Genomic DNA, 23,761 nt, shown 5'->3' with positions numbered 1-23,761 from the left:
ATTCATTTGTAAGTTATTTGGGTTAGTTATTTGATTTCAAAGCTAAAAGGAACTTATTATTCTATATTCCTATTAAGCTATTTTGTATCAAAACCCTAGAAGGTTAGAGTTTGCATTTGTACTTAGAATAAGAAGAAAAGGAGTATGTAAAAAATATAATGGAGAAAAAAATTCAACAAGAGAAAGATAAATCAAAACCTGTTTTTTATGATCCTAAAGGAAGAAGAAAAAAAGCTTTTAGTTGGTTTCTATGTATCTTAATAGTTAGTATAAGTATTGTATTTTATTTTTTCTTCCAAAGTATTTTTTCGACACCAGAAATTCCAAATATGAATCCTGCTGTAAAACAAGATACTAAACTTGTACCTATTAATCAAGAACTCAGCGACGAGCAGTTAAAGAAAGAAGAATTTAAAGCTAATACCGAAATGGAAAACGTTGAAAATTCGGTGAATTCAACGAACGATAGCAAACAATCTAAAGAAGTGTATGGTTTTTATGTAAACTGGGATGAAAATAGTACTGCTTCTTTAAAAGAAAATATCGATTCTTTAACCACGTTAGTACCAGAATGGTATCACTTAAAAGCAGACTTAACAGTTAGTAGTGAGATAAAATCTGAGATTGTAAAGTTAGCAGAAAAAAATCATGTGAAAATTATGCCTTTACTTACTAACTATACAGAGGAAGCTTCTGGTCCTGATAGTGAACTTATTCATAAGTTATTGAGTTCTCCAGATCATGTAAAGACAACGTTTATTAACGATTTAGTAAAGCAGGTTGAAAAGAATCAATTTTCAGGTATTAATATTGACTTTGAGGCAATACCTGAAAGCGATAGAGAAAACTTAACAAATTTCATGATAGAACTTACAACGGTCTTTCATAAACATCATTTGCTTGTTACGCAAGATGTCCCCGCTAATGATAAGGCTTTTGATTATGGTGCGTTAGCCAAAGTAATAGATCGTATGATTGTAATGATGTATGACGAGCACTATGGAGCAGGGGTACCAGGACCAATTGCTTCAAATAAATGGTTTGAACATACGCTCAATGAACTAGACATTCCGTCTGAGAAACTTATAGTTGCTTTCGGTAACTATGGATATGATTGGGAAGTAAATAGTAAAGAACCTGCGAAGTCTGTAACTTTCTCAGAAGTTATGACAATGGCTCAGGATTCAAATATAAAAATTCAATGGGATAACATTAGTGGAAACCCTTATTTTCGATATAAAACAGGCGAGACAGAACATACTGCTTGGTTCTTAGATGGTGTTACTCTTTATAATCAAGTAAAAATCGCAATGAACAACAATGCAAAGGGATTTGCGTTATGGAGACTAGGAGCAGAAGATCCTACTATATGGAAAGTATTAAAGAATCCTATTGAGGTACAAAAAAATCCTGATGCATTACATAAAATCGCTAGTTTAGATGAAGTGAATTATTCTGGACAAGGCGAAATTTTGCAGGTTGAGAATGAGAGACACAATGGACTGAGAGATTTTAAAGTAGACAAAAATGGTTATTTTACAGATGAAGTGTATCAATCACTGCCATCTGCATATGAAGTGCAACGATATGGAAAGCCAAAAGGCAAACAAATAGCATTAACATTTGATGATGGACCAGATCCGAAATATACACCGGAAATTCTAGATATATTAAAAGAGTATAAAATAAAAGCTGCCTTTTTTGTACTTGGTGAAAATGCGCAATTAAATCCTAGTATTGTTAAAAGAATATACGATGAAGGGCATGAAATTGGCAATCATACTTTCAAGCATCCTAACGTCGCTAATACGTCTTTGCTACGTACAAAAGTAGAACTTAATACAACTCAGCGCCTAATCCAGGAAATAACTGGGCATTCTACGGTTTTATTTAGGCCACCGTATGAAGCAGATGCTAACCCGGATTCATCAAATGAAATACTGCCTATTTTGCGTGCACAAAATATGAACTATACAATGGTGGCAGAAGAAGTTGATCCTGAGGATTGGGCGACTCCATCAACAAATGAATTAGTAAAGCGTACTCTTAATCCCATTTATAAGGGGGAGGGAAATGTTATTCTTCTCCATGATGCAGGAGGGAATCGTACCCATACGGTAGAGGCGCTGCCGATGATTATTAAAGATCTTAAAAAGAATGGATATAGTTTTGTAACAATTTCAGATTTAATGAATAAAGAACGAGATGAAGTTATGCCTCCCGTTTCTTCAGAGGATAAGCAATATTTACTTTACAATAAAGCTGTTTTTTCAGGAGCAGGATATTCTAAGCATATATTAACAACTATTTTTTATATTGCTATTGGATTAGGTATTTTCCGATTCCTATTTTTAATTTATTTTTCATTCAAGCAAAAAAAGAAAACAAACTCTCGTTTATTTGCTAATTCGTCTTATCGACCTTTTGTTAGTGTTGTGATAGCAGCATATAATGAAGAGAAGGTTATAGCTAAGACGATTCGCTCAATTTTGGATAGTAATTATAGAGAGTTTGAAGTTATTGTCGTTGATGACGGATCGAAAGATGATACGTCAAAAGTAATTCAAGAAACATTCTATAAACATCCTAAAGTTCGTTTAATTCAGAAAGAAAATGGTGGGAAATCATCCGCAATGAACTTAGGATTTCAAAAATCAACAGGAGAAATCATTGTCACTTTAGATGCGGATACAATTATTGCGCAAGACGCTATTTCTCTAATGATCAGACACTTTGAAGATCATAATGTAGCAGCAGTTTCAGGTAATGTCAAAGTGGGAAATAGACGGAACTTGTTAACTACTTGGCAACATGTTGAATATATTACAGGATTTAATTTAGAACGCAGAGCTTTTGATGAGTTAAATTGTATTACGGTAGTTCCAGGAGCTATTGGAGCATGGCGTAAAAAGAATGTAGTCGAATCTGGATATTTAAGCGAAGATACATTGGCAGAAGATACGGATCTTACTATTACATTTTTACGTGAAGGGCATAGAATCGTATATGAAGAAAAAGCGTATGCTTATACGGAGTCACCTGAAGATGTGAAAAGTCTTATTAAACAGCGATATCGTTGGTCATATGGTACACTCCAATGTCTTTGGAAACATCGAAAAGCATTGTTTAATGCAAAGCATAAAACATTAGGATTTATTGCATTGCCTAACATGTGGTTATTCCAATATGTTCTGCAATTCATTGCTCCTTTAGCAGATATATTAATGATTATGGGGCTATTTGGCAGCGATCCGCTAAAAGTTTTAGGATTTTATTTTGTATTCTTTTTAATGGATCTTCTCGCTTCTCTGTTTGCATTTAAATTAGAGAAGGAGAATCCTAAACCACTAGTATGGTTAATTTTACAACGCTTTATTTATCGTCAATTTATGACTTATGTTGTAATTAAATCTATATTTTCATCCATTCGAGGGGTAGCGGTAGGATGGAATAAACTAAAGAGAATGGGAAGTGTTGAGCATTCCCCTGAACATAAGGAGGCATCATAAGAGAGCAGATAATCTGCTCTCTTTTTGTTATTGACTTTAGTTAGTTGAGTCTAGAGAAGACGAAAAACCTTCCGTTAACCTGAAAAATCAAAATCTCCTATAACGAAATTTCTATTCATTATTGACTACTAATAGTGAGGCGTTATATGAAGAAACCCCTTTAGTTTCGGACTGAAGGGGTTTTTAAATATTTTTTTTAAATGACGGACACAAAATCATATATCATTTCGAATTATATATATGGATATCATTAATATTTATATAAAAGGGGAGAAAGAAATATGAAAGAAAAAAAAGAAATGTATGAAGAGATTACTGAAGTATTGAAGGTATTGGCACATCCTGTCCGTTTATCCTTAGTAGAAATAATGCTTACAAAAGGCCCTACTAATGTAACAACGATGTATGAAACATTACAAATGCCTCAAAGTACAATTAGTCAACATTTATCTAAACTACGAGCTGTTAAAATCATTACAGGTACTCGGAAAGGGTTAGAAATTTATTATGAAGTAACGGACAATCGTACAAAAGCGATATTATTAAGTTTGTTTTAAATGCTGACTGTTCAGATTTTAAAATTAAGAAGAGGATACGAATGTAATTCTGTGCCTATAATTCTTATTAAAATTAGTCGTATGCAGTGTTGTTTTTAATTTGTCTAATGTATTTCTTTGTTTGGGTCCTGCCGCATCGCTATCAAGCTAAAGTTTTAATGTACCACAAAAATAAAAAATTTCTTATTAGGGATCTTTTTGTTAGCTTGATAGTGATGTGAAGTTCCCACTAGTATGTAAGTTCATAAGAAATTTTGAGATTGCTAAATATAAACGTAGAGTATGTAAAAAAGTTGGTAGGGTTCTTTTAGTCATTTAACCTTTTGATCTGATGATCTTTTCCCCATTCAAATAGTTCATTCATAATTTGCATTAAAGATTTTCCGTGTTCGCTTATTGTGTACTCAACCTTTGGTGGTACTTCTTGATATACAGTACGATGGATAATCCCATCAGCCTCAAGTTGCCGAAGTTGTTGTGTGAGAACTTTTTGCGTAATGTTTGGAATTTCCCGTTTGATTTCATTTGTTCGCATTTTTCCATCCGTCAAAACACATAAAATATGAACTTTCCATTTTCCGCCGATCACGTCGAGTGTCGTTGCGATTGGGCAGTCATCATTTTGATTCATATAACACCTCCAAAGGTACTTTAAGGTTCCTATAGTACCTGAAAGTACGTACTTTTCAATTATATGTGACTCATTCATACTAATACTAAAGCGTTTGAATTATTTATAAGGGGGAAGAAAATATATGAAAACACTTGTAATTGTAGCACATCCTGATATTGAAAAGTCTCGAATTAATAAAAGATGGGTAGAAGAACTTGAGAAATATTCGGATGATATTACGGTACATGAATTATATAAAGTGGCACCGAATTGGGAGTTTAATATTGAAGAGGAACAAAAGCTGTTAGTAGAACACGATCGATATATTTTCCAATTTCCGCTTTACTGGTACAGCGCACCACCATTATTAAAAAAATGGTTTGATGATGTATTAACATATGGATTTGCGTACGGATCAAAGGGAGATAAAGTGAAGGGAAAAGAATTTGGTTTAGCTATTTCTATAGGGGGATTAGAAAAAGACTATAAAGATAGTGGAATTACAATGGATGAGTTAACGAAACCATTTCACGCTACATGTTTATATACAGGTATGGAATTTATACCATCATTTTATTTATACGGAGCAGAATATGAAATCAGTGATGAAGAGATTGACATAAGTGCACCAGAGTATGTGCAATATGTTATGAATAAGAAGTATTCTAATATATAAGGAAAAGTAAAATCCAGTTATGTACAAAGCATAACTGGATTTTTGTTTATAAAAAACATAATAATTTACTAGATTTTGTATTTTGTGTAAAATAATAAAGAATATTCAATTAATAATTAAAGGAAGAGATATAAATGAAGCTGCCACTATTACAAGTAGAGACAGAGAGACTTATTATCCGTCCATTTCAAAAAGAGGATTATGAAAGTTGGTTAGATGGATTCAATAAGAGGTTACCATCCCAATATAAATACGATGATGGCTATCATGCCATGTCGTCTTCAACAAAAGAATGGTTCACGGAATGGATAAGAGGATTTGATGAGGCGGCACGACGGGATGAAATGTACGTTCTAGGTATTTTTCAGAAAGAGGATGGCGCCAATATTGGAAAGCTAGAACTTATAAAAATTTTACGAATGGATTATCAATGGGCAATGATGGGCTACTCTATTCATAATCAATATTGGAAAAATGGATACGGAGTAGAAAGTGTAATAGCGGCGCTGCCGTTATTTTTTAATAGCCTTCAATTTCATAGAATTGAATTACATATACATATTGATAATGAGCCATCCGTTCGACTTGCAGAAAGAGCTGGTTTTTCATTTGAATGTATGAGAGAGGCGTTTTCTATGGGGAATGGTAAGTGGGCGGATTTTCTTATTTATTATAAAAATAATGAAACGAACAAATAAGGGGATAAGAAAATGAAAAACATAAACGTATTTCATTACGATGCATTTACGAATAAACCAAATATGGGAAATCCAGCAGGTGTTGTATTAGAGGCGGATGGATTAACGGAAGAGGAAATGCAGCGTATTGCTGAAAAAGTTGGATTTAACGAAACGTCTTTCGTTCTTTCTTCGGAAGTAGCAGATATAAGAATGCGTTATTTTACACCTGGTTATGAAATGGATTTATGTGGTCATGGGACAGTTGGGACTATATATGCTTTGCGTGAAAGAGGTTTATTAGAAGAGAAAACAAACCTTACGATTGAAACGAAGGCAGGGATTTTACCGGTACAAATAGGTGTAAATGAAAATGAAGAAATCTTTATTAAAATGAGGCAGGCAGCACCTCAGTTTAAAGATTTTGCAGGTTCAAAAGAAGAATTAGCTCATAGTATCGGTTTGGAAGTAAATGATTTAGATGCAAGTTTACCAATTGTATATGGAAGTACGGGTAATTGGACTGTAATTGTACCTATAAAAAAACTTGATGCATGTGAAAGAATGAAACCTAATAATGATAAATTTCCATCGATATTAAAAGAAATACAAAAGGCTTCTATTCATCCAGTTTGTCTAGAAACTTATGATGAACAGGTGCAAATGCACGGTCGTCATTTTTCATCACCTTATTCTGGAACGATTGAAGATCCTGTTACAGGAACAGCTTCAGGTGTAATGGGAGCGTATTATGCGATGTATTTGGAGAAAGATTTTGACCATGAATTGGAGTTAATCATTGAGCAAGGACAGGAAATGAATAAAGATGGTCGTGTAACGGTTTATGTAACGAAAGATGTAGAAAATGAGAAGTTACAAATAGATATTTCTGGAACAGCAGTGTATGTAAAAGAGTTTGAAATTTCAATATAAAAGAATGAAGCCCAGTATATAACCGGGACTTCTTCTTACCTGTTCAACACTTCAATATACGAAGCATCTCCAGCTGTTCTAATAGTAGAGCGGAAATTATTGTGTTCTAAAGTTTCAGCAACTTGTTTTAATTGCTGTGCATCATCATGATGAATGAGTAAACTATCTGAACCACTTTCTTCTATATGAATATGTTCAACATTTCCAATCGCTTCATGTATAGCTTTTAAAAATTCAGGTTTCATATTGTCCTCCTATATGTATGTAACGTCGTTACATAGTATTTCCTTATTTTTGAAATATAAAAGTAGAAGAAAGGAGAAATGAAAATGCATATAACGCAGTTTAAAGAACATATTGCATCACTTTTTGAAGAGCATCTTAATAAATACGGTGATGACGAGTATGACTTCACTCACATTAGTAAAGAGGAATTTCACAAAATAGGTTACACGACAAATTTGACGCTAGAGACGATTGAAGAAGCATATCAAAATGGGGTTGATATGATACTTACACATCATGCGCCGTGGAGCTTTTTATTTGGTATGGAAGAGGCTTGTATTGAGAAATTAAAAGAATATGAAATGAATCATTTTTGGATTCATTTGCCGTTAGATTTTGTAAAGTTTGGCACGTGTACGTCGTTATTTAACGAAATTGGGATAGATACAATACTGGAATATTCCACGTATGAGGAAGAAGAGCTACCGGGAATAGGAGAATATAAAGAAGCGATTCCCTTTTCAAACTTAGTTGGAAAACTTGAAGAGAGAATGGAAGAGAAAGTGAAGAGTTGGAAAAATCATGATAAGCCAGTAAAACGGATTGCGATTTTAACAGGTGCAGGAAATAATACAAACCTTATTGAGCGTGCACTAGAAAAAGGTTGTGATACGTACATAACAGGAGAAAAAACATTATATACAGTACAACATGCGAAATTTAAAGACATTAACTTAATTGTAGGTAGTCACACATTTACAGAAGTATTTGGTGTGGAAAGTTTAGCTCGTAAGTTAAAAGAAAGAGATAATTCAATAGAAATTACTAGATTAAATGAAGATCATTTGGAGTGAGGGAAATGGTAACGATATATGCAAATTATGGGGAATCAAAGGTGAAGTTAACGTGGAAAAAAGATTGTATATTGCCAGAATACGAAAGAATTACGAGTGTTCACGGTTTTTGTTTTCATAATAAAAAGGTTTTACTAATAGACCATGAGCAGCGTGGTTGGGACTTTCCTGGTGGGCATATAGAAGAAGGGGAACTACCAGAAGAATGTTTTAAAAGAGAAGCGTGGGAAGAAGGTTATGTAAAAGGAGAATGTACTTTATTTGGATATATTATCGTTGACCATAGTGATAATCCAAATTGGAATGAAAATAGTCCGTATCCAAAAGTAGGGTATCAGCCGTTCTACCGGATGGAGATTAATGAAGTGTATAAGTTTGACGGTGAGTATGAATCCGATAAAAGGATGTTTGTTAGAGTAGAAGAGAGTGCAGCGTATCATTATAAATGGAATGAATTATATGATGAAATCTTGAAGGAAGCCGTTTTAATAAAATGAAAATTAATTTCTGTAATATTAAGATGTTGGAAGGGATTCTCTTGTGATTGTCAAATAATAGTAAAGTTGTCTTTTGAATTGAGGGAATCTTCAGATGTAAGGGTGAGTGAATGGACATTTCAGTAATCGCTAAACAACTAGTTAATGAGAAGGTTATTTCACATTATCCAAATAGCATGAAAGTGTTGAGCGGAGGAACGAGAAGTACGGTATATTTGTTGGATGGAAGATATGTTGTAAAGTTGAATAAATCGGAAGTGGTACGTGAAGAAGCTGATTTTCTTTCTTTTTATGATGGGAATACTTTATTTTCAACACTTTTGTTTAAGGATCCTTTAAACAGATATATTGTGTATTCCTTTCTTGTAGGGACTACTTCGTGCGAACTTGGGTATAAGAGGAGCACACTTTGTACACTTGTAAAAGAAGTAATTAATACGTATGAAATAGTTCCAGAGGTAGATAGATGGGGATGGAAAGATAGTCCGGTTCAACCTTGGGCAGAATTTTTATTAACAAATGTAATGAAAGTTCGTGAAAAATTGAGGCAGTACATAAGTGATGAAGAACATCAGCTTGTTCTTACACTTGTAAATAGTCCAAAAAGAAGTACTGGAATGGATAGGCCGTTTTTAATACATGGTGATCTTGGATTCCATAACTTAATATTTCAGGATAATAAGTTATATGGTGTGATAGATCCTATATACGATTTAATTTACGCATTCTGTTCAATTCCGGAAGATTTAACAAAAGAAGTTATTGGTTATGCGATAAAACCATGTATATTTCATAAAAAAGAACGAGATTTATATGAGGAAATAGTCATAGGCTTATATTTACGTATAGATACGTGTATAAGACACCACCCAAAAGATTTAGAAGATTACTTAGTAGCTTGGCGTTATTGGATGAATGAGATTATGTTCGATAGCGAAAATAAGACGACATTATAGCACTTATATTTTGGGGGAGATATAGAAATGAACGTTTCAGAAGCGAAAAAAGATTTAGCGCAAAAAACGAAAAGGGGATTTCCTGTTGTACTAGCGGGTTTTCTATTTTGGATTATAGCAAGTATAACTGGTGTTGTTCTTTCTGAAAAACAAGTTGTGTGGGTATATTTAATTGGTATGGGTTGTGTGTTTCCTTTTGGCTTAATGTTAGCTGCCATATTAAAAATTGATATGTTTGCGAAAGGGAATCCGTTAGGGACTTTAGGTGGAGTAATTGGTGCGATTAATGTATTGAATATTCCGCTTGTGTTACTTGCATATTTTCAATTTCCAGAGTGGTTACCTTTTGTAGTGGCGGTGTTAGTGGGAGTTCATTTTTTACCGTATGTATGGATTTATGAGAGTAAAAGTTATGGATTATTATCAGTGGGAACTGTATTAGTAACGTCAGTATGTGGGATTCTTTTTGCGGAAAAAGGATTTACCGTAATTCCACTGGCGGTTACAGTTGTCTACTTTGTTACTCTTATAAGCTTATTGATTGAAAATAAAAAAGCAGAAAACTATCAACAAATATCGGCGTAGTTAAAAATATAAGGATAGGAGAATGACTATGAACAATTTCGTTTGTACAACGTGTGGCGTTCAGTATGCAGTGAGTGTAGAAGAACCGGTAAGTTGTCTTATTTGTGATGAGGAGAGACAATATATTAATCCGAAAGGGCAGTCTTGGACGACTTTAGAAAACTTGCAAACGAGTGATACATATAAAAATGAAATGATAGAAGAAGAAAATGGGCTTTATAGTATTACGACAAAACCAGAATTTGCGATTGGTCAAACGGCATTTGTAGTAAAAACAGAGTCATATCGTTTACTATGGGATTGTATTACTTATTTAGATGAAACGACAATTGAGAAGATAAAAGAGTGGGGCGGATTAGATGCGATTGCACTATCTCATCCGCATTATTATTCAACACAAGTAGAATGGGCAGAAACATTTGATGTACCGATTTATATACACGAAGACGACAAAGAGTGGGTAATGCGCCCAAGTAGTCGTATCATTTATTGGACTGGCGAGTCTTTACGATTAGCGGATGGAATTACTGTTCATCGTCTCGGAGGACATTTTAGTGGCGGTTCTGTATTACACTGGGAAGAAGGAAATGATGGGAAAGGTATTTTATTAACAGGTGATATCATACAAGTTGTAGCGGATCAACAGTGGGTGAGCTTCATGTACAGCTATCCAAATTTAATTCCATTACCGGCGAGAAAAGTTGAGGAAATGGCGAATCGAGTGAAACCGTTACAATTTGATCGTTTATATAATGCTTTTCACCGAGTAGTAAAAGAAAATGCAAATGAGGCAGTGGAACGTTCTGCGGAAAGATATATGAAAGCGATAGAAGGAAAGCTGTTTCATACGTAAAAGGAGAGTTAGCTTTATGAAAACGTTAGTATGCTTTGGGGATAGTATTACAGCTGACGAAACATTTTTTGATGGAACGCCGAGGTTAACACCACGTTTGCAAGAGATGTTTCCAAATTGGAAAGTGGTTAATGCAGGTGTTCCGGGTGATAATACGTTCGATGCGTTAAATAGGATTGAAGATGATGTATTATCATATAAACCAGACTTTATAACAGTTTTTCTTGGTACGAATGATGCAGTTTCTTTTGCTCAAGTTCCATTACAAGCATATAAAGAAAATTTAGAGAAAATTGTAAGTGCGATCTCACCAGAAAAAGTATTACTTATTAGTCCTGCACCAGTTGATGAAGAAAGACAACGTAATAGAACAAATGAAATACTCGGTCAGTATGCAGCGGCGGTAGAGGAAGTAGCAAGAAAAACAGGGAGCCATTTTCTCAATTTATATGCTGAGATGATTCAAGAAGAAAATTATAAAATATTCGTAGAAGATGAAGAAAAAGATGGATTACACTTCGGACCACAAGGTTATGAGTATTTAGCGAAGTTAATTTGTGAAAAGTTAAAAGGGATTCTGTAAGAAGCAAAGCGTGGGCGCTTTGCTTTTTTTGTACTTCTTATAATGAATTAGCTGAATCACAGAAGTAGACGATTCCTATACTAAATGTTTAGTACCTATAGCACTTTAAAGTACATACATTTTTAATGAGTTAAATATAATTCATAATAGCACCATTAAGAAGAAAACAAGCTTTACGGTACTATAGAGAATTTCAAAAAATGCCAATGTGGTATAAAACGATTAGGGAGGTTAAAGATATGAGCACTTCAAATGTGAGTGAAATAAGTAAACAAATTTTAATAGAGGAGGAAACACTTCAATTTTCCTCTTTTACAAATGAAGATGCCTTGCAATTAGGTTTATTTATCGTTGAAACAGCAAAGCGAGAGGGGAAATTGATTGCTGTTGATATAGCGAAAAATGGTGTGCAATTATTTCATTTCAAGATGACAGGGACAACTGAGGAAAATACGAAATGGATTGAGCGTAAAAAACGGGTCGTTTCTCTGCATAATCATAGCTCGTATTATATGCAGATAGAAAGTGAAATAAGCGGAATTCCATATCATGAAAAATACCGTTTAGATGGCTCGGAATATGCTGCGTTTGGTGGATGCTTTCCTATCCAAATAAAAAACGTAGGGGTTATTGGGATGATAACAGTCTCAGGATTACCACCAGAAGTAGATCATGAATTGGTTATAAGAGCAGTTAAAAATCATTTAAATCAATAATAGAAGTAATTTTAAAGGTTAAATAAAAAGGCAAAAATGAACATATTCCTGTTCGTTTTTGCCTTTTTATTATTTCTTTTTCGGTCTACGTACTAACTCGCCGCCACAATTCGGGCAAACGTTTTGTCTTTCCTCTGTACATGGTGCACAAAATGTACATTCATACACGCATATGTATGCTTCAGAATCGGGCTGAAGGGAATGGTCGCAAATTTGACAGTTTGTTTTCATTTCTAATGCCATTGTAATCCTCCTTATTATTCGAAAGTTCATAATTTAATTATAATTAATATTGTAGTGGAAGTCCTTTTTAAATGAAAAGAAATAAAAGGATTATGTTGTTGTTTGAAATGAAATAGGTCCATTTGTTTTTAAATTGATTATTTAGTGCAGTTGGAATATTATGAAATAGTCAAAAGACAACAGGGGGTATATATTTTGACTAATCATAACGATTATTTTCATATAGAAGAGGATGTAAATCACAATAGTTTAAAAGCGGATTGTGAAAAATGTTTTGGTTTATGTTGTGTAGCATTACCGTTCGCGGCATCAATAGATTTTGCGGTGAATAAAGATGGTGGTAAACCTTGTGCAAATTTACAATCAGATTATAAATGTAGTATACATAGAGATCTTAGAGGAAAAGGGTATAAAGGTTGTACAGTATTTGAATGTTTCGGTGCTGGACAAAAGATTTCTCAAGTTACGTTTAAAGGAATTGATTGGCGGAAGGATGCCGAGCATGCGAGAGAAATGTATGATGCTTTTCCGATTATGCATCAGCTTCATGAAATGCTGTGGTATTTGAATGAGGCTATTCTATTAAAGGCGACGCAGACAATTCATAAAGAGCTGAAGGAAGCAATTGAAGAGACAGAACGCCTATCGAATTTAAGTCCGGATGAGTTAATGAAAGTAAATGTGCCATTACACCGTGCAGACGTGAACATTCTCCTTTTAGAGACGAGTGAATTAGTATGGAAGGAAATGAATGTTGCACGTAAAAAACGAATCAGTCATCGCGGAGCAGACCTTATGGGAGCGAATCTGAAAAAGAAAGATTTACAAGGAGCAAATTTAAGAGGGGCTTATCTTATTGCGGCTAATTTACGAGATGCAAATTTAAGGGGAGCGGATCTCATCGGAGCAGATTTGCGAGATGCAGACATTCGCGGGACAGATTTTACAAATAGTATTTTTCTTACGCAAGTTCAAATTAATGCGGCGAAAGGGGACAAATATACGAAATTACCGAAATGGTTGTCTCGTCCAGGTCATTGGACTGCGTAAAGAGTATGGAGTGAAATAGTTTGGATATTTTTCAGTATTTAGAGGGAATGCAGGGAGACGTATTTTCGTTATCAGTATCTCAAATAGAATCGAAGTATTATGATATTTGTAGCACACTAGCGTCAAGTGAGGATGCGGAGCGCATTAAATTGATTGCAGTAGATTCATACAAGGAAAGTATGAGGATAGGTTTGAAAGAAGCATTAAAAGTCGCTGAAAGTGAAGAAGCGAAGGCAATTTATTTTGAGTATGATCTTGATAATGAGTGGGATAGTCAGTTCTATATTTGTGACGATTACATGTTTCTTGAAGAAGAAGATGATGATGATGATTGGGCCAGTGATTGGACGGATGAAATAGAAGGACCGTCTTTAGGAGAGTTAGCTGATATTTATGGTGAAAATGGCTTTGATTCAGATAAAAGGGCTGTAGGTATTACTCTATATTTAATCGCAAGAACAGTGTGTAGTTTTATAAGTGCATGTAGTGGAGTACAAAGTAGTATACCAATTTGTATAGGATTCCATGATCAAGACCCAATTATGCGAACAGGCAGAGACTAAGTCTCTGCCTGTTTTTTTTATACTATTTTTACTTTTCAAAAGTAGTAATTAGAACACTGCATATAATAAGGATACCACCAATGAAAAAGTTACTGCTTAATGTTTCATTTAATAAAAGCCAGCCCAGTAGCGAACCAACGATAGGTTGGAAGAAGAAAAATAATGAACCGATGCTAGCATCCATTAATTCTAATCCTTTATTCCAAAGGAAAAATGCACCTGCGGTTGAGACGATTCCTAAATAGAGTACTCCTAATAATACGTACATGTTCATATGTTCAATAGGAGTTGATTGGAATTCCCACACCATAAAAGGTGTAATAAAAAAGAGTGAAAAGAATATTGCATACGTTGTAATAATTAAAGATGAAAATCGAGTTGAAGCGATTTTTACATAAATGGACAGTAAAGCCCATGTAATAGCGGCTCCAACTAAAATGATTGTACCGATAAAATAGGAGCCGATTTCAATATCCCATCCGATAACGATAATGACACCGATTGTCGCTATGATAGTAGATAAAAGTCTACGAGTGGTTAGTTTTTCTTTTAAAATAAGCGCTGCAAATATAACCATAAATGCAGGTGTAGCTGATGTTACTAAAGAGCCTGTATGAGCGTCGGATAATTTTGTCCCGATGAATTGACATGTAATCGAAATGAAGTATCCGATGAAGCCAATCCAAGCGAATAATAGCCAATCTTTTTTGTGTATGGTTACTTTTTTCTTTTGCTTTTTTTCAGTTGTTTTCAAAATCACATATAAAACAACAAAAGCGATAATAAAGCGTAGCCAAACGAGTGTAAGTGGCGGGATAAAGTCGAGTACGTATTTACTAACGACGTACATACCGCCCCAAATACTTGCTGCTAGTGATAAACATATAGCTCCTAAAATTGTTTGTTTCATTTGAATGACCTCCGTCTATTTTTAGGGTTATGATTTATTCCCTAAGACGAGGCATAGCGCACTTGTTATATGAATGCCCGTCTTAGATTATAGACGGCCTACAGGTTGATCGTTTTCGAATGAAGTGTTGTAGTACATGAGCGTAGCCTCCCTTCTTCTTTTATAATGATATTATAACTTAATTTTCTGATTATTGTAGAACGTTATGAAATTGTGTATACAATGTGTATAACAAACCGTCACGTTTGACTGTACAGTTTATGTATTGTATGATAATAGTAATATAAACAAGGGGGGAAGATCGTTGGGAAGGTGTATCGAATCGGACAGTTGGCTCTCATGGCTCACGTGTCGAAACGAACGATTGATTATTATACGAATCTAGGAATCTTAAAAGCGGAGCGATCTCAATCTAATTATCGCTATTACGACGAAACAGCATTTGAGACATTACAATTTATTGAGAAGTGCAAAGAAATGCATATGCCGCTTTGTGAGATTAAAGAGAGAATCGAGGAGAAGAAAAAGCTGCTCGGTATCAATGAACACGTTTCGAAACAAGTGAATGAAGTGACAGACCATATTCATAGATTAGAAGCAGAGCTAACGGAGTTAAAGCCTCTTTTAGATGAATTGACTGATTCACAACGTGAAAAAATATCGAAATCTTTATCAGGTCAAACGACAGCTTTAATACAGACACTTATTCTATTATTATAGAATAAGTGAAATCCGACCTCTTTAATTTTTGTATCGGGCTATGTTTTCTAACGAACAAATAAGAAAACATTATAGTATACAGGAGGTGGACACCTTAGTTTTTTAACTAAGGGGATTCATTGGAAATATTTAATTTAGTCATGGTTGCGATTTTAATCGCATTTACTGGATTTTTCGTAGCAGCAGAGTTTGCGATTGTTAAGATACGTTCAAGTCGCATTGATCAGCTTGTTGCGGAAGGGAAACGCGGTGCGTTAGCAGCGAAAAAGGTAACAACAAATTTAGATGAATATTTATCTGCTTGTCAATTAGGTATTACAGTTACAGCGATGGGACTTGGTTGGTTAGGTGAACCGACGATAGAAAAATTATTACACCCGTTATTTGAGAAATGGAACTTAAATCCTTCTATCTCATCAGTAGTAACATTTGGTCTTGCATTTATGACGATGACGTACTTGCACGTTGTAGTTGGGGAATTAGCTCCGAAAACGATGGCAATTCAAAAAGCTGAAAAAGTGACATTGTTATTAGCAGGTCCGTTAATGATATTCTATAAAGTTATGTATCCATTTATTTGGGTATTGAATGGTTCTGCTCGTGTTGTAACTGGTTTATTCGGTTTGAAGCCAGCTTCTGAACATGAAGTAGCTCATACAGAAGAAGAGTTACGTCTTATTCTTTCAGAGAGCTACGAAAGTGGAGAAATTAATCAAGCTGAATACAAGTATGTAAATAATATCTTTGAATTTGATAATCGCATTGCGAAAGAAATCATGGTACCGCGTACAGAAATCGTTGGTTTCTATCTTGAAGATTCAGTAGAAGAACACATGAAAGTAATCCAAAATGAACGATACACACGTTATCCGATTTTTGGAGAAGATAAAGATGATATTATCGGTATGGTCAATGTAAAAGATTTCTTTATTCGATATATGAACAACGATCAAGAAGATTTATCATCGATTCGCACGTATATGCGTCCGATTATTGAAGTTATGGAAACGACTCCAATTCATGATTTATTACTGCAAATGCAGAAGAAGCGAATTCCAATGGCTGTTTTATATGATGAGTACGGAGGAACAGCTGGAATTGTAACGCTTGAAGATATATTGGAGGAAATCGTCGGCGAAATTCGTGATGAATATGATGAAGATGAAGCACCACCAATTCAACATGTGAACGAGTATCATAAAATTGTTGATGGAAAAGTGCTTATCACAGAAGTAAAAGATTTGTTTGGATTACACATTGAAGAAGACGATGTGGATACAATCGGTGGATGGATTATGATGCAAAATCATGAAATCGAAGAAGGACAATGCGTTGAAGCAGAAGGCTATGAATTTAAAGTGTTAGAAAAAGATGCTTATCAAATTAAACGTGTTGAAATTCAAAAAATGGATCATGAACAAGAACAAGAGAAAGCAGCAACTGTGTAAGTTGCTGCTTTTCTTCTGACACATAATAAAATGTGAAATTAGGAGCGGATATTTTGATTCAAGTAGCCTTACGTGTATATCGATTACAATTGTATACGATCTTTAGTGGTTTACTACTAATGTGGGCGGTTACTCCGTTTGGAAAACAAGTGACAGGATTCGGTATTGGATTAGCTGTAAGTGCATACTGTCTTTGGTTATTAGCTCGCAGAGTTGAAAAATTAGGAAGAAGTATTGTGATGAAAGAAAAGGCTCCTGGATTAGGAGTTCTAAACCGATTTGCAGCCGCAATATTAGGGGCTATCATTATGTATGAAATTGAGCATGAAATGGAAATGTGGGCATTTGGTACTGGAATATTAGGTGGACACTTTTTAATGATTGCGAATTTAGCTTATGCAAATATGCAGCTAGTAAAAGAAGAAGAGAAACAAAGAGAACATGCTTCGAAAAACATAGAGTTATGAGGAAAGGGACCTAATCTGGTTCCTTTTTTGCGTTTAAAAATAAATGATATAATACGAGTGATTTACTGGTATTTATCGGATTTACGCCAAATATAATACGCTTATTTTTGAGGCATTTCAATAGTATGAAAAAAAATTAAAAAAAATTAAAAAACCCATCGATTTCTAAAGCTTATGTATGTTATCATGACAAAAGAATTTGCGAAAGAGGTGGATACCAATGTTACAAGCGTTACTTATTTTTGTGCTTCAAATTATTTACGTTCCAACTTTAACAATCCGTACGATTTTGCTTGTAAAGAATCAAACAAGATCCGCTGCAGGTGTAGGATTGTTAGAAGGAGCAATTTACATTGTCAGTTTAGGTATTGTATTTCAAGATTTATCAAATTGGATGAACATTGTTGCCTATGTCATCGGCTTTAGTGCGGGACTATTATTAGGCGGTTATATAGAGAATAAATTAGCAATTGGATATATTACGTATCAAGTTAGTTTACTAGACCGTTGTAATGAATTAGTAAATGAATTACGCCATTCTGGATTTGGCGTTACAGTATTTGAAGGTGAAGGAATAAATTCTATACGTTATCGCTTAGATATCGTTGCGAAGCGTTCAAGAGAAAAAGAACTTTTAGAAATTATTAATGAAATTGCACCGAAAGCGTTTATGTCTTCTTATGAAATCCGTTCGTTTAAAGGTGGATACTTGACGAAGGCGATGAAGAAGAGAGCGTTAATGAAGAAGAAGAAAGATGAGCATGCATCGTAAGAAAAGGGAGTAGCTGAGAAGCTACTCTTTTTTTGTTAGCGAATATCATCAATCTGAAAGGAAAATGAGGCCATCACGTATAAAAAGTACTGGTGGAAGAGAACGAAGGGGGAATGCAAAGTATGGAACAAACAGAAATGTTACAAGTGAATAAAAAGTGTTGGGACGTAGTAGCACCTCATTTTTTTCAAGTAGATTGTCTACCTAAATATGGACCGTATACGGCATCAGAAGATGAAATTCATTTATTTGATTTAATTGAGAATAAGACGGTTCTAGATATCGGATGTGGTAGTGGACATTCTTTGGAATATATGGCGGAGCGTGGCGCGAAAGAGTTGTGGGGGCTCGATCTTTCAGAGACACAAATTGAAACAGCAAATGAAACGCTAAAAGATTGGAATCCAAAGTTAATATGTGGTGCGATGGAAGAGGAGCTAAATATTCCAGAAGAACATTTTGATATTGTATATTCCATCTATGCATTAGGATGGACTTCTAATTTAAGAAAAACATTGGAACTTATATATTCATATGTAAAACCAGGAGGAAGCTTTATTTTTAGCTGGGAGCATCCGGTATATTCAAATTTGCAGTATGGAACAGAAGAAATTGTTTTATGCTCTTCATATCATGAGGAAACTCCTAATACGTTTGAAACATTTAAAGGGGAAGAAGTACAAGCGACATTATATAAGAGAAAAATGAGTACATATATAAATGAGTTAAATAGAGCTGGATTTACAATTGAGAGAATAGAAGAGCCTGAACCATCTTGTCTATTTGATGGAGAAGTAGCAGAGCCGTCTACGAAGTACTATTCTTTATATAAGGCTAGAATGGTACCGACTACTTTTATTATTAAGGCGAGAAAATGAAAAATACAGCGTACACCGAAAAAGTGTACGCTGTATTTTGTTAAAGGTCAGTACTTATCTTTTGGGCTGGAAAATATGCTGAAAGAAGTATTTGTGATGTAAGTTATCTACAACTTTATTTGCTTGATATGTGCGGTGTTGTTCTAGTCGAAGTCTTTGCTCCATCATTTTTATTGCGTGATCTGATAAACGTAACATTATACATTTCTCCTTTTCTATAAATATAGGTTTTTAATTGGTATCGTTCCCATATTTATAACTAAGGAGGCATACTGTGTAACATAGGCAAAAAAGCACCTTCCTCTCCCATTACGCTTACGAGGTTAGCTGTCGGACTCGGGAAGTGAGAGTGTCCCTACTTAAAAAAGATTCGCCCCAAGTAGCAAAAAGCTACATAAATGGTTCCCCCGCTCCAAAATTTGGATTCAGCAAAAGGTTTTATAAGGTAAAAAATAACATAAATAAATAGTTAAGTCAAACTATTTTGTGTATTCTGTCTTTTTAGTGAGGTCAAAACCATTCCATCAGGAAGTACGATATCTTGAATTTCAATAAAACCATGTTTTTTATATAAAGAAAGGGCAGGCGTATTGTTCTTCCCTGTTTGTACAATATACGCTTTTGAAGAAGAGAACATGTCAAATATAAAAAGTAGTAACTTAGTTGCTATCCCTTTATGGAAATGATTGGGTGAGACCACTAAACGATGGATATCAACTATATCTTCATCAACTTTAAAAGAAATAAATCCAATGAGTGAATTTTCCAGGAAATATCCATGGAATGTCTCATCGCAGTTTTGAATATCAGTTACGGTATCGTATAAACGGGGGATGGCCGTACTATTTATGTATTTTGCTTCAATTTCGTAAGCAAGAATTTGAATGTTTAAAATAGACAAAGCAGTATTATAAGAGTTTGCTATTAATTTTTGAATCATAAATAATAACGCTCCTTTTTTCTGTATTTTCATGCGTTTGACAAGATTTTTCATTTCTGGATATAATAATTACAAGGGTTACGTAATAAGTTAGTTGATAAATAGATTTATTCTATAATAGAAATGGAGGACTAAAAATGGGATGGATTATCACATTAATAGTTGGTGCTATTATAGGTGCAATTGCTAGTTCTATAACGGGTAAAAATTTTCCGGCTGGTATGTTTGGAAATATAATTGCTGGTTTACTAGGAGCTTTGTTAGGTAGTAGATTATTTGGATCTTTTGGGCCATCATTTGGTGGGATTCATGTCGTGCCAGCACTATTAGGGGCAATTGTGTTAATTCTTATTGTATCATTTGTAGTAAAAGCTGCAAGGAAATAAAGGCTATTATTAATTATTTTATAAAGCCCTTTTTAGGGCTTTTCCTAATTAGAGAGGTGGTACCCTTGGAGAAAGTAAATATAAGAAAAAGAGATAAGTTGAAAAAGTTTTTTAAAGAACAAAATTATTTAGCTGTACTACTTGGATTTGCGTTGCTGTTTGTAAATATATTATTACTTACAAAAATATCATTCGTCTTTACACCGTTCGTCGTATTTTTAAAAACAATCTTTTTCCCAGTATTATTAGCGGGAGTACTATTTTATATATTGCATCCATTCGTTTCTCTTTTAGAAAGAAAAGGTGTGTCGAGAATTGTGTCAATTGCCTCGATATATATACTTGTTCTTGGATTATTTGTTTTTCTTGCGGTGACGGTTATTCCGATTATTAAAGATCAAGTAAATGCTTTAATAGACAACTTGCCATATTTCGGGCATGAAATCGAAAGGGCAGCACGTAAATTTGGAGAAAGTAATGTAATTGGTAGAATGCAGGAAAGTTTAAATATTGATGTTGCTAATATCGTAAAAGATTCTACAATGAATTTTACAAAATCATTATCATCAGTAACAGGAAATGTAACTGGATTTTTAAGTACACTTACTGAAGTTGTTTTAACATTTGTAATGGTTCCGTTTATATTGTTCTATCTTTTAAAAGATGGTGAGCAATTACCAAATCATTTTTTAAAGTTTATATCTGAGCAAAGACAACCAGCTGCGAAGAGAATATTAGATGATATGCATTATGCGATTAGTTCGTACATTAGAGGACAAATTATCGTTAGTTTATTTATCGGTATTATGCTATTCATTGGTTATCTTATAATCGGCATTAAATACGCGGTATTACTTGCTATTTTGGCGATGATTGTAAACGTCGTTCCATATGTAGGTCCTGTTATTGCGATAACGCCAGCGTTAATTATTGCTTTTATTGACTCACCAGCAATGATTTTAAAAGTAATTATTGTCATGATGGTTGTACAATTAGCAGAGGGGAAATTTATTTCACCACAAGTAATGGGGAAAAAGTTAGACATTCATCCAATTACTATCATTTTTATTATTTTAACTGCCGGAAATTTATTTGGAATTATGGGGGTTATTTTAGCAATTCCAGGATATGCGATATTAAAAGTGTTAGTTACGCATAGTTATAGATTTGTTAAGTTGAATACGTAAAAAAGAGCTAAAACAGTTTTATCTGTTTTAGCTCTTTTTTATTGATAATTGATTTGCATATTAGGAGTACCCAGCTGTGCCATGACTGATCCATCAATAAACATCATACGTAGGCTTTTAATTCAACAATAGGTAGATTGCTTTCCTTTAGTTTGTAATCAAATATTATATCGTCCATGCGAAAATTCGCATCAACTTCAAGAGAAATGAAAGTACCCCCGATTTCTACTTGATTTCCGTTTTCAGTCTCAAAAGTGAGCGCACCGTCAAATGTTTCTATATACTCATCGCAGGTGTATAAATATATAGCGATAGGTGTGAAATGTATAATAACCCCTAAAGTATCATCGTCAGTCTGAATACTGCTCTTAAACTTACCAATTTTTTTAGTAAACCAACCCATAACTTCACCCCGTTTTTGTATTGTAAAGAAATTCTCTATATATTGATTATATATTATAAGGGATAAATTGGTAATAACTATTGCTAAAATTCCTAAGCCTCCACGGAATGTTAAAAACAAGGAGTTAATTATGGTTAAAGGGTCCAAGAATGAAAATCTTTGTTATAAAATCAGAAAATTCAGGTTTATATTAAGGTCAAATGTGATAAACTGTAAAAAAATAACTAAAAAGCAATGAAAGAGAAGAGTACATATTCAAAACTTTTCAGAGAGCTGATATTTGGTGGGAATCAGTAAGGGATGAATATGGAATGGGCTCTGGAGCTTCTAGCTGAAATGAGTAGGCGAAGACGGTTACTTCACGTTATAGAAGCTTGAAGTGAGCTATAATATAGCTAATTAAGGTGGTACCGCGGGAGTTTCTCGTCCTTTTTTAAGGATGAGGGGCTCTTTTTATTTTGAGAAAGGAGGAGTTGGGATGAGCAAGAAAATTATGTTAACAGGAATTAAACCAACAGGTTACCCGCATTTAGGCAATTATATTGGTGCGATTAAACCTGCGTTACAAATGTCAAAAAACAAAGAAGGAAAAGCGTTATATTTCATAGCAGACTATCATGCGTTAAATGCTGTGCATGATCCGGCGAAGTTCAGTAGTTATACGAAAGAGGTAGCAGCTACTTGGTTATCACTTGGACTTAGCGAAGATGTTATTTTTTATCGACAAACAGAAATACCGGAGATTTTAGAATTAACGTGGATACTATCTTGCCTAACCCCGAAAGGTCTTATGAACCGTGCTCATGCATATAAGGCGAAGGTAGAGCAAAATAAAGAAGCGGGATTAGAGATAGATGCTGGAGTTAATATGGGATTATATACGTATCCGATTTTAATGGCGGCGGATATTTTATTATTTCAAGCTACACATGTACCTGTCGGAAAAGACCAAATTCAGCATATTGAAATTGCGCGTGATATTGCGACGTACTTTAATCATACATTTGGCATGACATTTACACTTCCGGAGTATGTGATACAAGAAGAAGGAGCGATTTTACCTGGTCTTGATGGAAGAAAAATGAGTAAAAGTTACGGGAATGTTATCCCATTATTTGCAGAGCCAGAAAAACTACGAAAGCTTATTTTTAAAATAAAAACAGATTCCTCACTTCCGAATGAACCGAAAGAACTGGAAACGTTATTTATGATTTATAAAGAATTTGCGACAGAAGATGAAATTCAGTCGATGCGTGAAAAGTATGAGACCGGGATTGGTTGGGGGGATGTGAAAAAAGAGTTATTTCGCATTGTAGACCGTGAGTTAGCAGATTATCGCGAAAAATACGTTAAGTATATGAATGAGCCGCATTTACTATATGAGGCGTTAGAAAAAGGTGCGGAAAAGGCACGGGCTATTGCGAAGGTAAATTTAGCGGAAATTAAAAAACGGATTGGATTTGAGAGGGGACGCTGAGCGCTCCCTTGTTTTTTCTAAACTTATTAGTTGCATATTTAAAAAAATATGCTAATATAGGGATACTTATTAAACTTGTTTAA

At 34.3% G+C, this 23,761-nt stretch carries 29 protein-coding genes, 1 riboswitch and 1 other annotated feature; of the genes, 22 read left to right on the top strand and 7 right to left on the bottom strand.

Annotated features, from left to right (window positions below):
• The first annotated feature begins 158 nt into the window (after window positions 1–158).
• Window positions 159–3,509, top strand: coding sequence for a glycosyltransferase (locus tag NSQ47_RS10630; protein ID WP_341036844.1), 3,351 nt, complete (start codon window positions 159–161; stop codon window positions 3,507–3,509).
• A gap of 281 nt (window positions 3,510–3,790) precedes the next feature.
• Window positions 3,791–4,066, top strand: coding sequence for an ArsR/SmtB family transcription factor (locus tag NSQ47_RS10625; RefSeq protein WP_341036842.1), 276 nt, complete (start codon window positions 3,791–3,793; stop codon window positions 4,064–4,066).
• 307 nt (window positions 4,067–4,373) lie between these two features.
• Here the strand turns inward: NSQ47_RS10625 and NSQ47_RS10620 are convergent, their stop codons facing one another.
• A complete protein-coding gene (locus NSQ47_RS10620; RefSeq protein WP_341036841.1) occupies window positions 4,374–4,697 on the bottom strand; it encodes a winged helix-turn-helix transcriptional regulator in 324 nt (107 codons plus the stop codon).
• A 124-nt stretch (window positions 4,698–4,821) separates the two neighbouring features.
• Here NSQ47_RS10620 and NSQ47_RS10615 point away from each other — a divergent pair, with 124 nt between their 5' ends.
• The 3 genes from NSQ47_RS10615 (at window position 4,822) to NSQ47_RS10605 (ending at window position 6,965) form a co-directional block, all read left to right on the top strand.
• On the top strand, window positions 4,822–5,355 hold the full coding sequence (locus tag NSQ47_RS10615; protein ID WP_341036840.1) for an NAD(P)H-dependent oxidoreductase: 534 nt from the start codon (window positions 4,822–4,824) through the stop codon (window positions 5,353–5,355).
• 134 nt (window positions 5,356–5,489) lie between these two features.
• Window positions 5,490–6,053: a GNAT family N-acetyltransferase gene (locus tag NSQ47_RS10610; RefSeq protein WP_341036839.1), complete on the top strand. Its 564-nt coding sequence runs from the start codon at window positions 5,490–5,492 to the stop codon at window positions 6,051–6,053.
• Window positions 6,054–6,065: 12 nt separating this feature from the next.
• The gene (locus tag NSQ47_RS10605) at window positions 6,066–6,965 is read left to right on the top strand and encodes a PhzF family phenazine biosynthesis protein (protein WP_002110942.1); all 900 of its coding nucleotides are present in this window, start codon (window positions 6,066–6,068) and stop codon (window positions 6,963–6,965) included.
• 35 nt (window positions 6,966–7,000) lie between these two features.
• On the opposite strand, the gene NSQ47_RS10600 is transcribed toward NSQ47_RS10605, so the two are convergent.
• Window positions 7,001–7,210 carry a hypothetical protein gene (locus NSQ47_RS10600; protein ID WP_002121018.1) on the bottom strand — a complete coding sequence of 70 codons (210 nt, stop codon included), beginning with the start codon at window positions 7,208–7,210 and terminating at the stop codon, window positions 7,001–7,003.
• Window positions 7,211–7,294: 84 nt separating this feature from the next.
• Between NSQ47_RS10600 and NSQ47_RS10595 the strand changes: the two genes are divergently transcribed.
• The 7 genes from NSQ47_RS10595 to NSQ47_RS10565 all read left to right on the top strand — a co-directional run bounded on the left by NSQ47_RS10595 (window position 7,295) and on the right by NSQ47_RS10565 (window position 12,234).
• Window positions 7,295–8,044 carry a Nif3-like dinuclear metal center hexameric protein gene (locus NSQ47_RS10595; protein WP_002110940.1) on the top strand — a complete coding sequence of 250 codons (750 nt, stop codon included), beginning with the start codon at window positions 7,295–7,297 and terminating at the stop codon, window positions 8,042–8,044.
• 5 nt (window positions 8,045–8,049) lie between these two features.
• Entirely contained in the window at window positions 8,050–8,541 is a 492-nt protein-coding gene (locus NSQ47_RS10590) for an NUDIX hydrolase (RefSeq protein ID WP_002161063.1), read from the top strand.
• A 110-nt stretch (window positions 8,542–8,651) separates the two neighbouring features.
• On the top strand, window positions 8,652–9,497 hold the full coding sequence (locus tag NSQ47_RS10585) for an aminoglycoside phosphotransferase family protein (RefSeq protein WP_341036837.1): 846 nt from the start codon (window positions 8,652–8,654) through the stop codon (window positions 9,495–9,497).
• A 27-nt stretch (window positions 9,498–9,524) separates the two neighbouring features.
• Window positions 9,525–10,082 carry a DUF7010 family protein gene (locus NSQ47_RS10580; protein ID WP_341036836.1) on the top strand — a complete coding sequence of 186 codons (558 nt, stop codon included), beginning with the start codon at window positions 9,525–9,527 and terminating at the stop codon, window positions 10,080–10,082.
• Between the two features lie 28 nt (window positions 10,083–10,110).
• Window positions 10,111–10,935 carry a hypothetical protein gene (locus tag NSQ47_RS10575; RefSeq protein WP_341036833.1) on the top strand — a complete coding sequence of 275 codons (825 nt, stop codon included), beginning with the start codon at window positions 10,111–10,113 and terminating at the stop codon, window positions 10,933–10,935.
• A gap of 16 nt (window positions 10,936–10,951) precedes the next feature.
• A complete protein-coding gene (locus tag NSQ47_RS10570) occupies window positions 10,952–11,518 on the top strand; it encodes an SGNH/GDSL hydrolase family protein (protein WP_341036832.1) in 567 nt (188 codons plus the stop codon).
• A gap of 239 nt (window positions 11,519–11,757) precedes the next feature.
• Window positions 11,758–12,234 carry a heme-degrading domain-containing protein gene (locus tag NSQ47_RS10565; RefSeq protein WP_002161068.1) on the top strand — a complete coding sequence of 159 codons (477 nt, stop codon included), beginning with the start codon at window positions 11,758–11,760 and terminating at the stop codon, window positions 12,232–12,234.
• Between the two features lie 69 nt (window positions 12,235–12,303).
• On the opposite strand, the gene NSQ47_RS10560 is transcribed toward NSQ47_RS10565, so the two are convergent.
• The gene (locus NSQ47_RS10560; protein WP_001162783.1) at window positions 12,304–12,477 is read right to left on the bottom strand and encodes a DUF1272 domain-containing protein; all 174 of its coding nucleotides are present in this window, start codon (window positions 12,475–12,477) and stop codon (window positions 12,304–12,306) included.
• Between the two features lie 195 nt (window positions 12,478–12,672).
• On the opposite strand from NSQ47_RS10560, the gene NSQ47_RS10555 reads away from it, so the two are divergent.
• Entirely contained in the window at window positions 12,673–13,527 is an 855-nt protein-coding gene (locus tag NSQ47_RS10555) for a pentapeptide repeat-containing protein (protein WP_341036831.1), read from the top strand.
• 20 nt (window positions 13,528–13,547) lie between these two features.
• Entirely contained in the window at window positions 13,548–14,090 is a 543-nt protein-coding gene (locus tag NSQ47_RS10550; RefSeq protein ID WP_341036830.1) for a hypothetical protein, read from the top strand.
• Window positions 14,091–14,118: 28 nt separating this feature from the next.
• Here NSQ47_RS10550 and NSQ47_RS10545 read toward each other — a convergent pair whose 3' ends face one another.
• The gene (locus NSQ47_RS10545) at window positions 14,119–15,000 is read right to left on the bottom strand and encodes a DMT family transporter (RefSeq protein ID WP_002161071.1); all 882 of its coding nucleotides are present in this window, start codon (window positions 14,998–15,000) and stop codon (window positions 14,119–14,121) included.
• Window positions 15,001–15,312: 312 nt separating this feature from the next.
• Here NSQ47_RS10545 and NSQ47_RS10540 point away from each other — a divergent pair, with 312 nt between their 5' ends.
• The 5 genes from NSQ47_RS10540 to NSQ47_RS10520 all read left to right on the top strand — a co-directional run bounded on the left by NSQ47_RS10540 (window position 15,313) and on the right by NSQ47_RS10520 (window position 19,285).
• Window positions 15,313–15,720 carry a MerR family transcriptional regulator gene (locus NSQ47_RS10540; RefSeq protein ID WP_033710905.1) on the top strand — a complete coding sequence of 136 codons (408 nt, stop codon included), beginning with the start codon at window positions 15,313–15,315 and terminating at the stop codon, window positions 15,718–15,720.
• A 119-nt stretch (window positions 15,721–15,839) separates the two neighbouring features.
• Complete coding sequence (locus NSQ47_RS10535; protein ID WP_002110921.1) at window positions 15,840–17,168, top strand: hemolysin family protein; 1,329 nt, start codon at window positions 15,840–15,842, stop codon at window positions 17,166–17,168.
• Between the two features lie 53 nt (window positions 17,169–17,221).
• On the top strand, window positions 17,222–17,635 hold the full coding sequence (locus NSQ47_RS10530; RefSeq protein ID WP_002110920.1) for an ATP synthase subunit I: 414 nt from the start codon (window positions 17,222–17,224) through the stop codon (window positions 17,633–17,635).
• A 220-nt stretch (window positions 17,636–17,855) separates the two neighbouring features.
• Window positions 17,856–18,407 carry a DUF2179 domain-containing protein gene (locus tag NSQ47_RS10525; RefSeq protein ID WP_002110919.1) on the top strand — a complete coding sequence of 184 codons (552 nt, stop codon included), beginning with the start codon at window positions 17,856–17,858 and terminating at the stop codon, window positions 18,405–18,407.
• A 122-nt stretch (window positions 18,408–18,529) separates the two neighbouring features.
• A complete protein-coding gene (locus NSQ47_RS10520; protein WP_341036827.1) occupies window positions 18,530–19,285 on the top strand; it encodes a class I SAM-dependent methyltransferase in 756 nt (251 codons plus the stop codon).
• A gap of 54 nt (window positions 19,286–19,339) precedes the next feature.
• On the opposite strand, the gene NSQ47_RS10515 is transcribed toward NSQ47_RS10520, so the two are convergent.
• Together NSQ47_RS10515 and NSQ47_RS10510 are read right to left on the bottom strand one after the other, a co-directional pair.
• Window positions 19,340–19,483, bottom strand: coding sequence for a hypothetical protein (locus NSQ47_RS10515; protein WP_000945246.1), 144 nt, complete (start codon window positions 19,481–19,483; stop codon window positions 19,340–19,342).
• A gap of 98 nt (window positions 19,484–19,581) precedes the next feature.
• Window positions 19,582–19,726, bottom strand: a riboswitch (cyclic di-AMP (ydaO/yuaA leader).
• A 28-nt stretch (window positions 19,727–19,754) separates the two neighbouring features.
• A complete protein-coding gene (locus NSQ47_RS10510; RefSeq protein ID WP_341036825.1) occupies window positions 19,755–20,225 on the bottom strand; it encodes a GNAT family N-acetyltransferase in 471 nt (156 codons plus the stop codon).
• A 137-nt stretch (window positions 20,226–20,362) separates the two neighbouring features.
• Between NSQ47_RS10510 and NSQ47_RS10505 the strand changes: the two genes are divergently transcribed.
• Window positions 20,363–20,611, top strand: a complete 249-nt coding sequence (locus NSQ47_RS10505; protein ID WP_002110912.1) for a GlsB/YeaQ/YmgE family stress response membrane protein — start codon at window positions 20,363–20,365, stop codon at window positions 20,609–20,611.
• A gap of 65 nt (window positions 20,612–20,676) precedes the next feature.
• Window positions 20,677–21,798: an AI-2E family transporter gene (locus NSQ47_RS10500; protein ID WP_002110910.1), complete on the top strand. Its 1,122-nt coding sequence runs from the start codon at window positions 20,677–20,679 to the stop codon at window positions 21,796–21,798.
• A gap of 103 nt (window positions 21,799–21,901) precedes the next feature.
• Here the strand turns inward: NSQ47_RS10500 and NSQ47_RS10495 are convergent, their stop codons facing one another.
• The gene (locus NSQ47_RS10495; RefSeq protein WP_033714105.1) at window positions 21,902–22,201 is read right to left on the bottom strand and encodes a hypothetical protein; all 300 of its coding nucleotides are present in this window, start codon (window positions 22,199–22,201) and stop codon (window positions 21,902–21,904) included.
• A gap of 225 nt (window positions 22,202–22,426) precedes the next feature.
• Window positions 22,427–22,635 (top strand) — a binding site (T-box leader).
• A 44-nt stretch (window positions 22,636–22,679) separates the two neighbouring features.
• On the opposite strand from NSQ47_RS10495, the gene NSQ47_RS10490 reads away from it, so the two are divergent.
• On the top strand, window positions 22,680–23,678 hold the full coding sequence (locus NSQ47_RS10490; RefSeq protein WP_341036824.1) for a tryptophan--tRNA ligase: 999 nt from the start codon (window positions 22,680–22,682) through the stop codon (window positions 23,676–23,678).
• The last annotated feature ends 83 nt before the right edge of the window (window positions 23,679–23,761 follow it).

It is taken from the genome of Bacillus sp. FSL R10-2780 (assembly GCF_038006125.1).
Classification (GTDB): domain Bacteria; phylum Bacillota; class Bacilli; order Bacillales; family Bacillaceae_G; genus Bacillus_A; species Bacillus_A cereus_U.
Note: the sequence above shows the minus strand (reverse complement) of the source record. Positions and strands in the feature narration are given on the sequence as shown.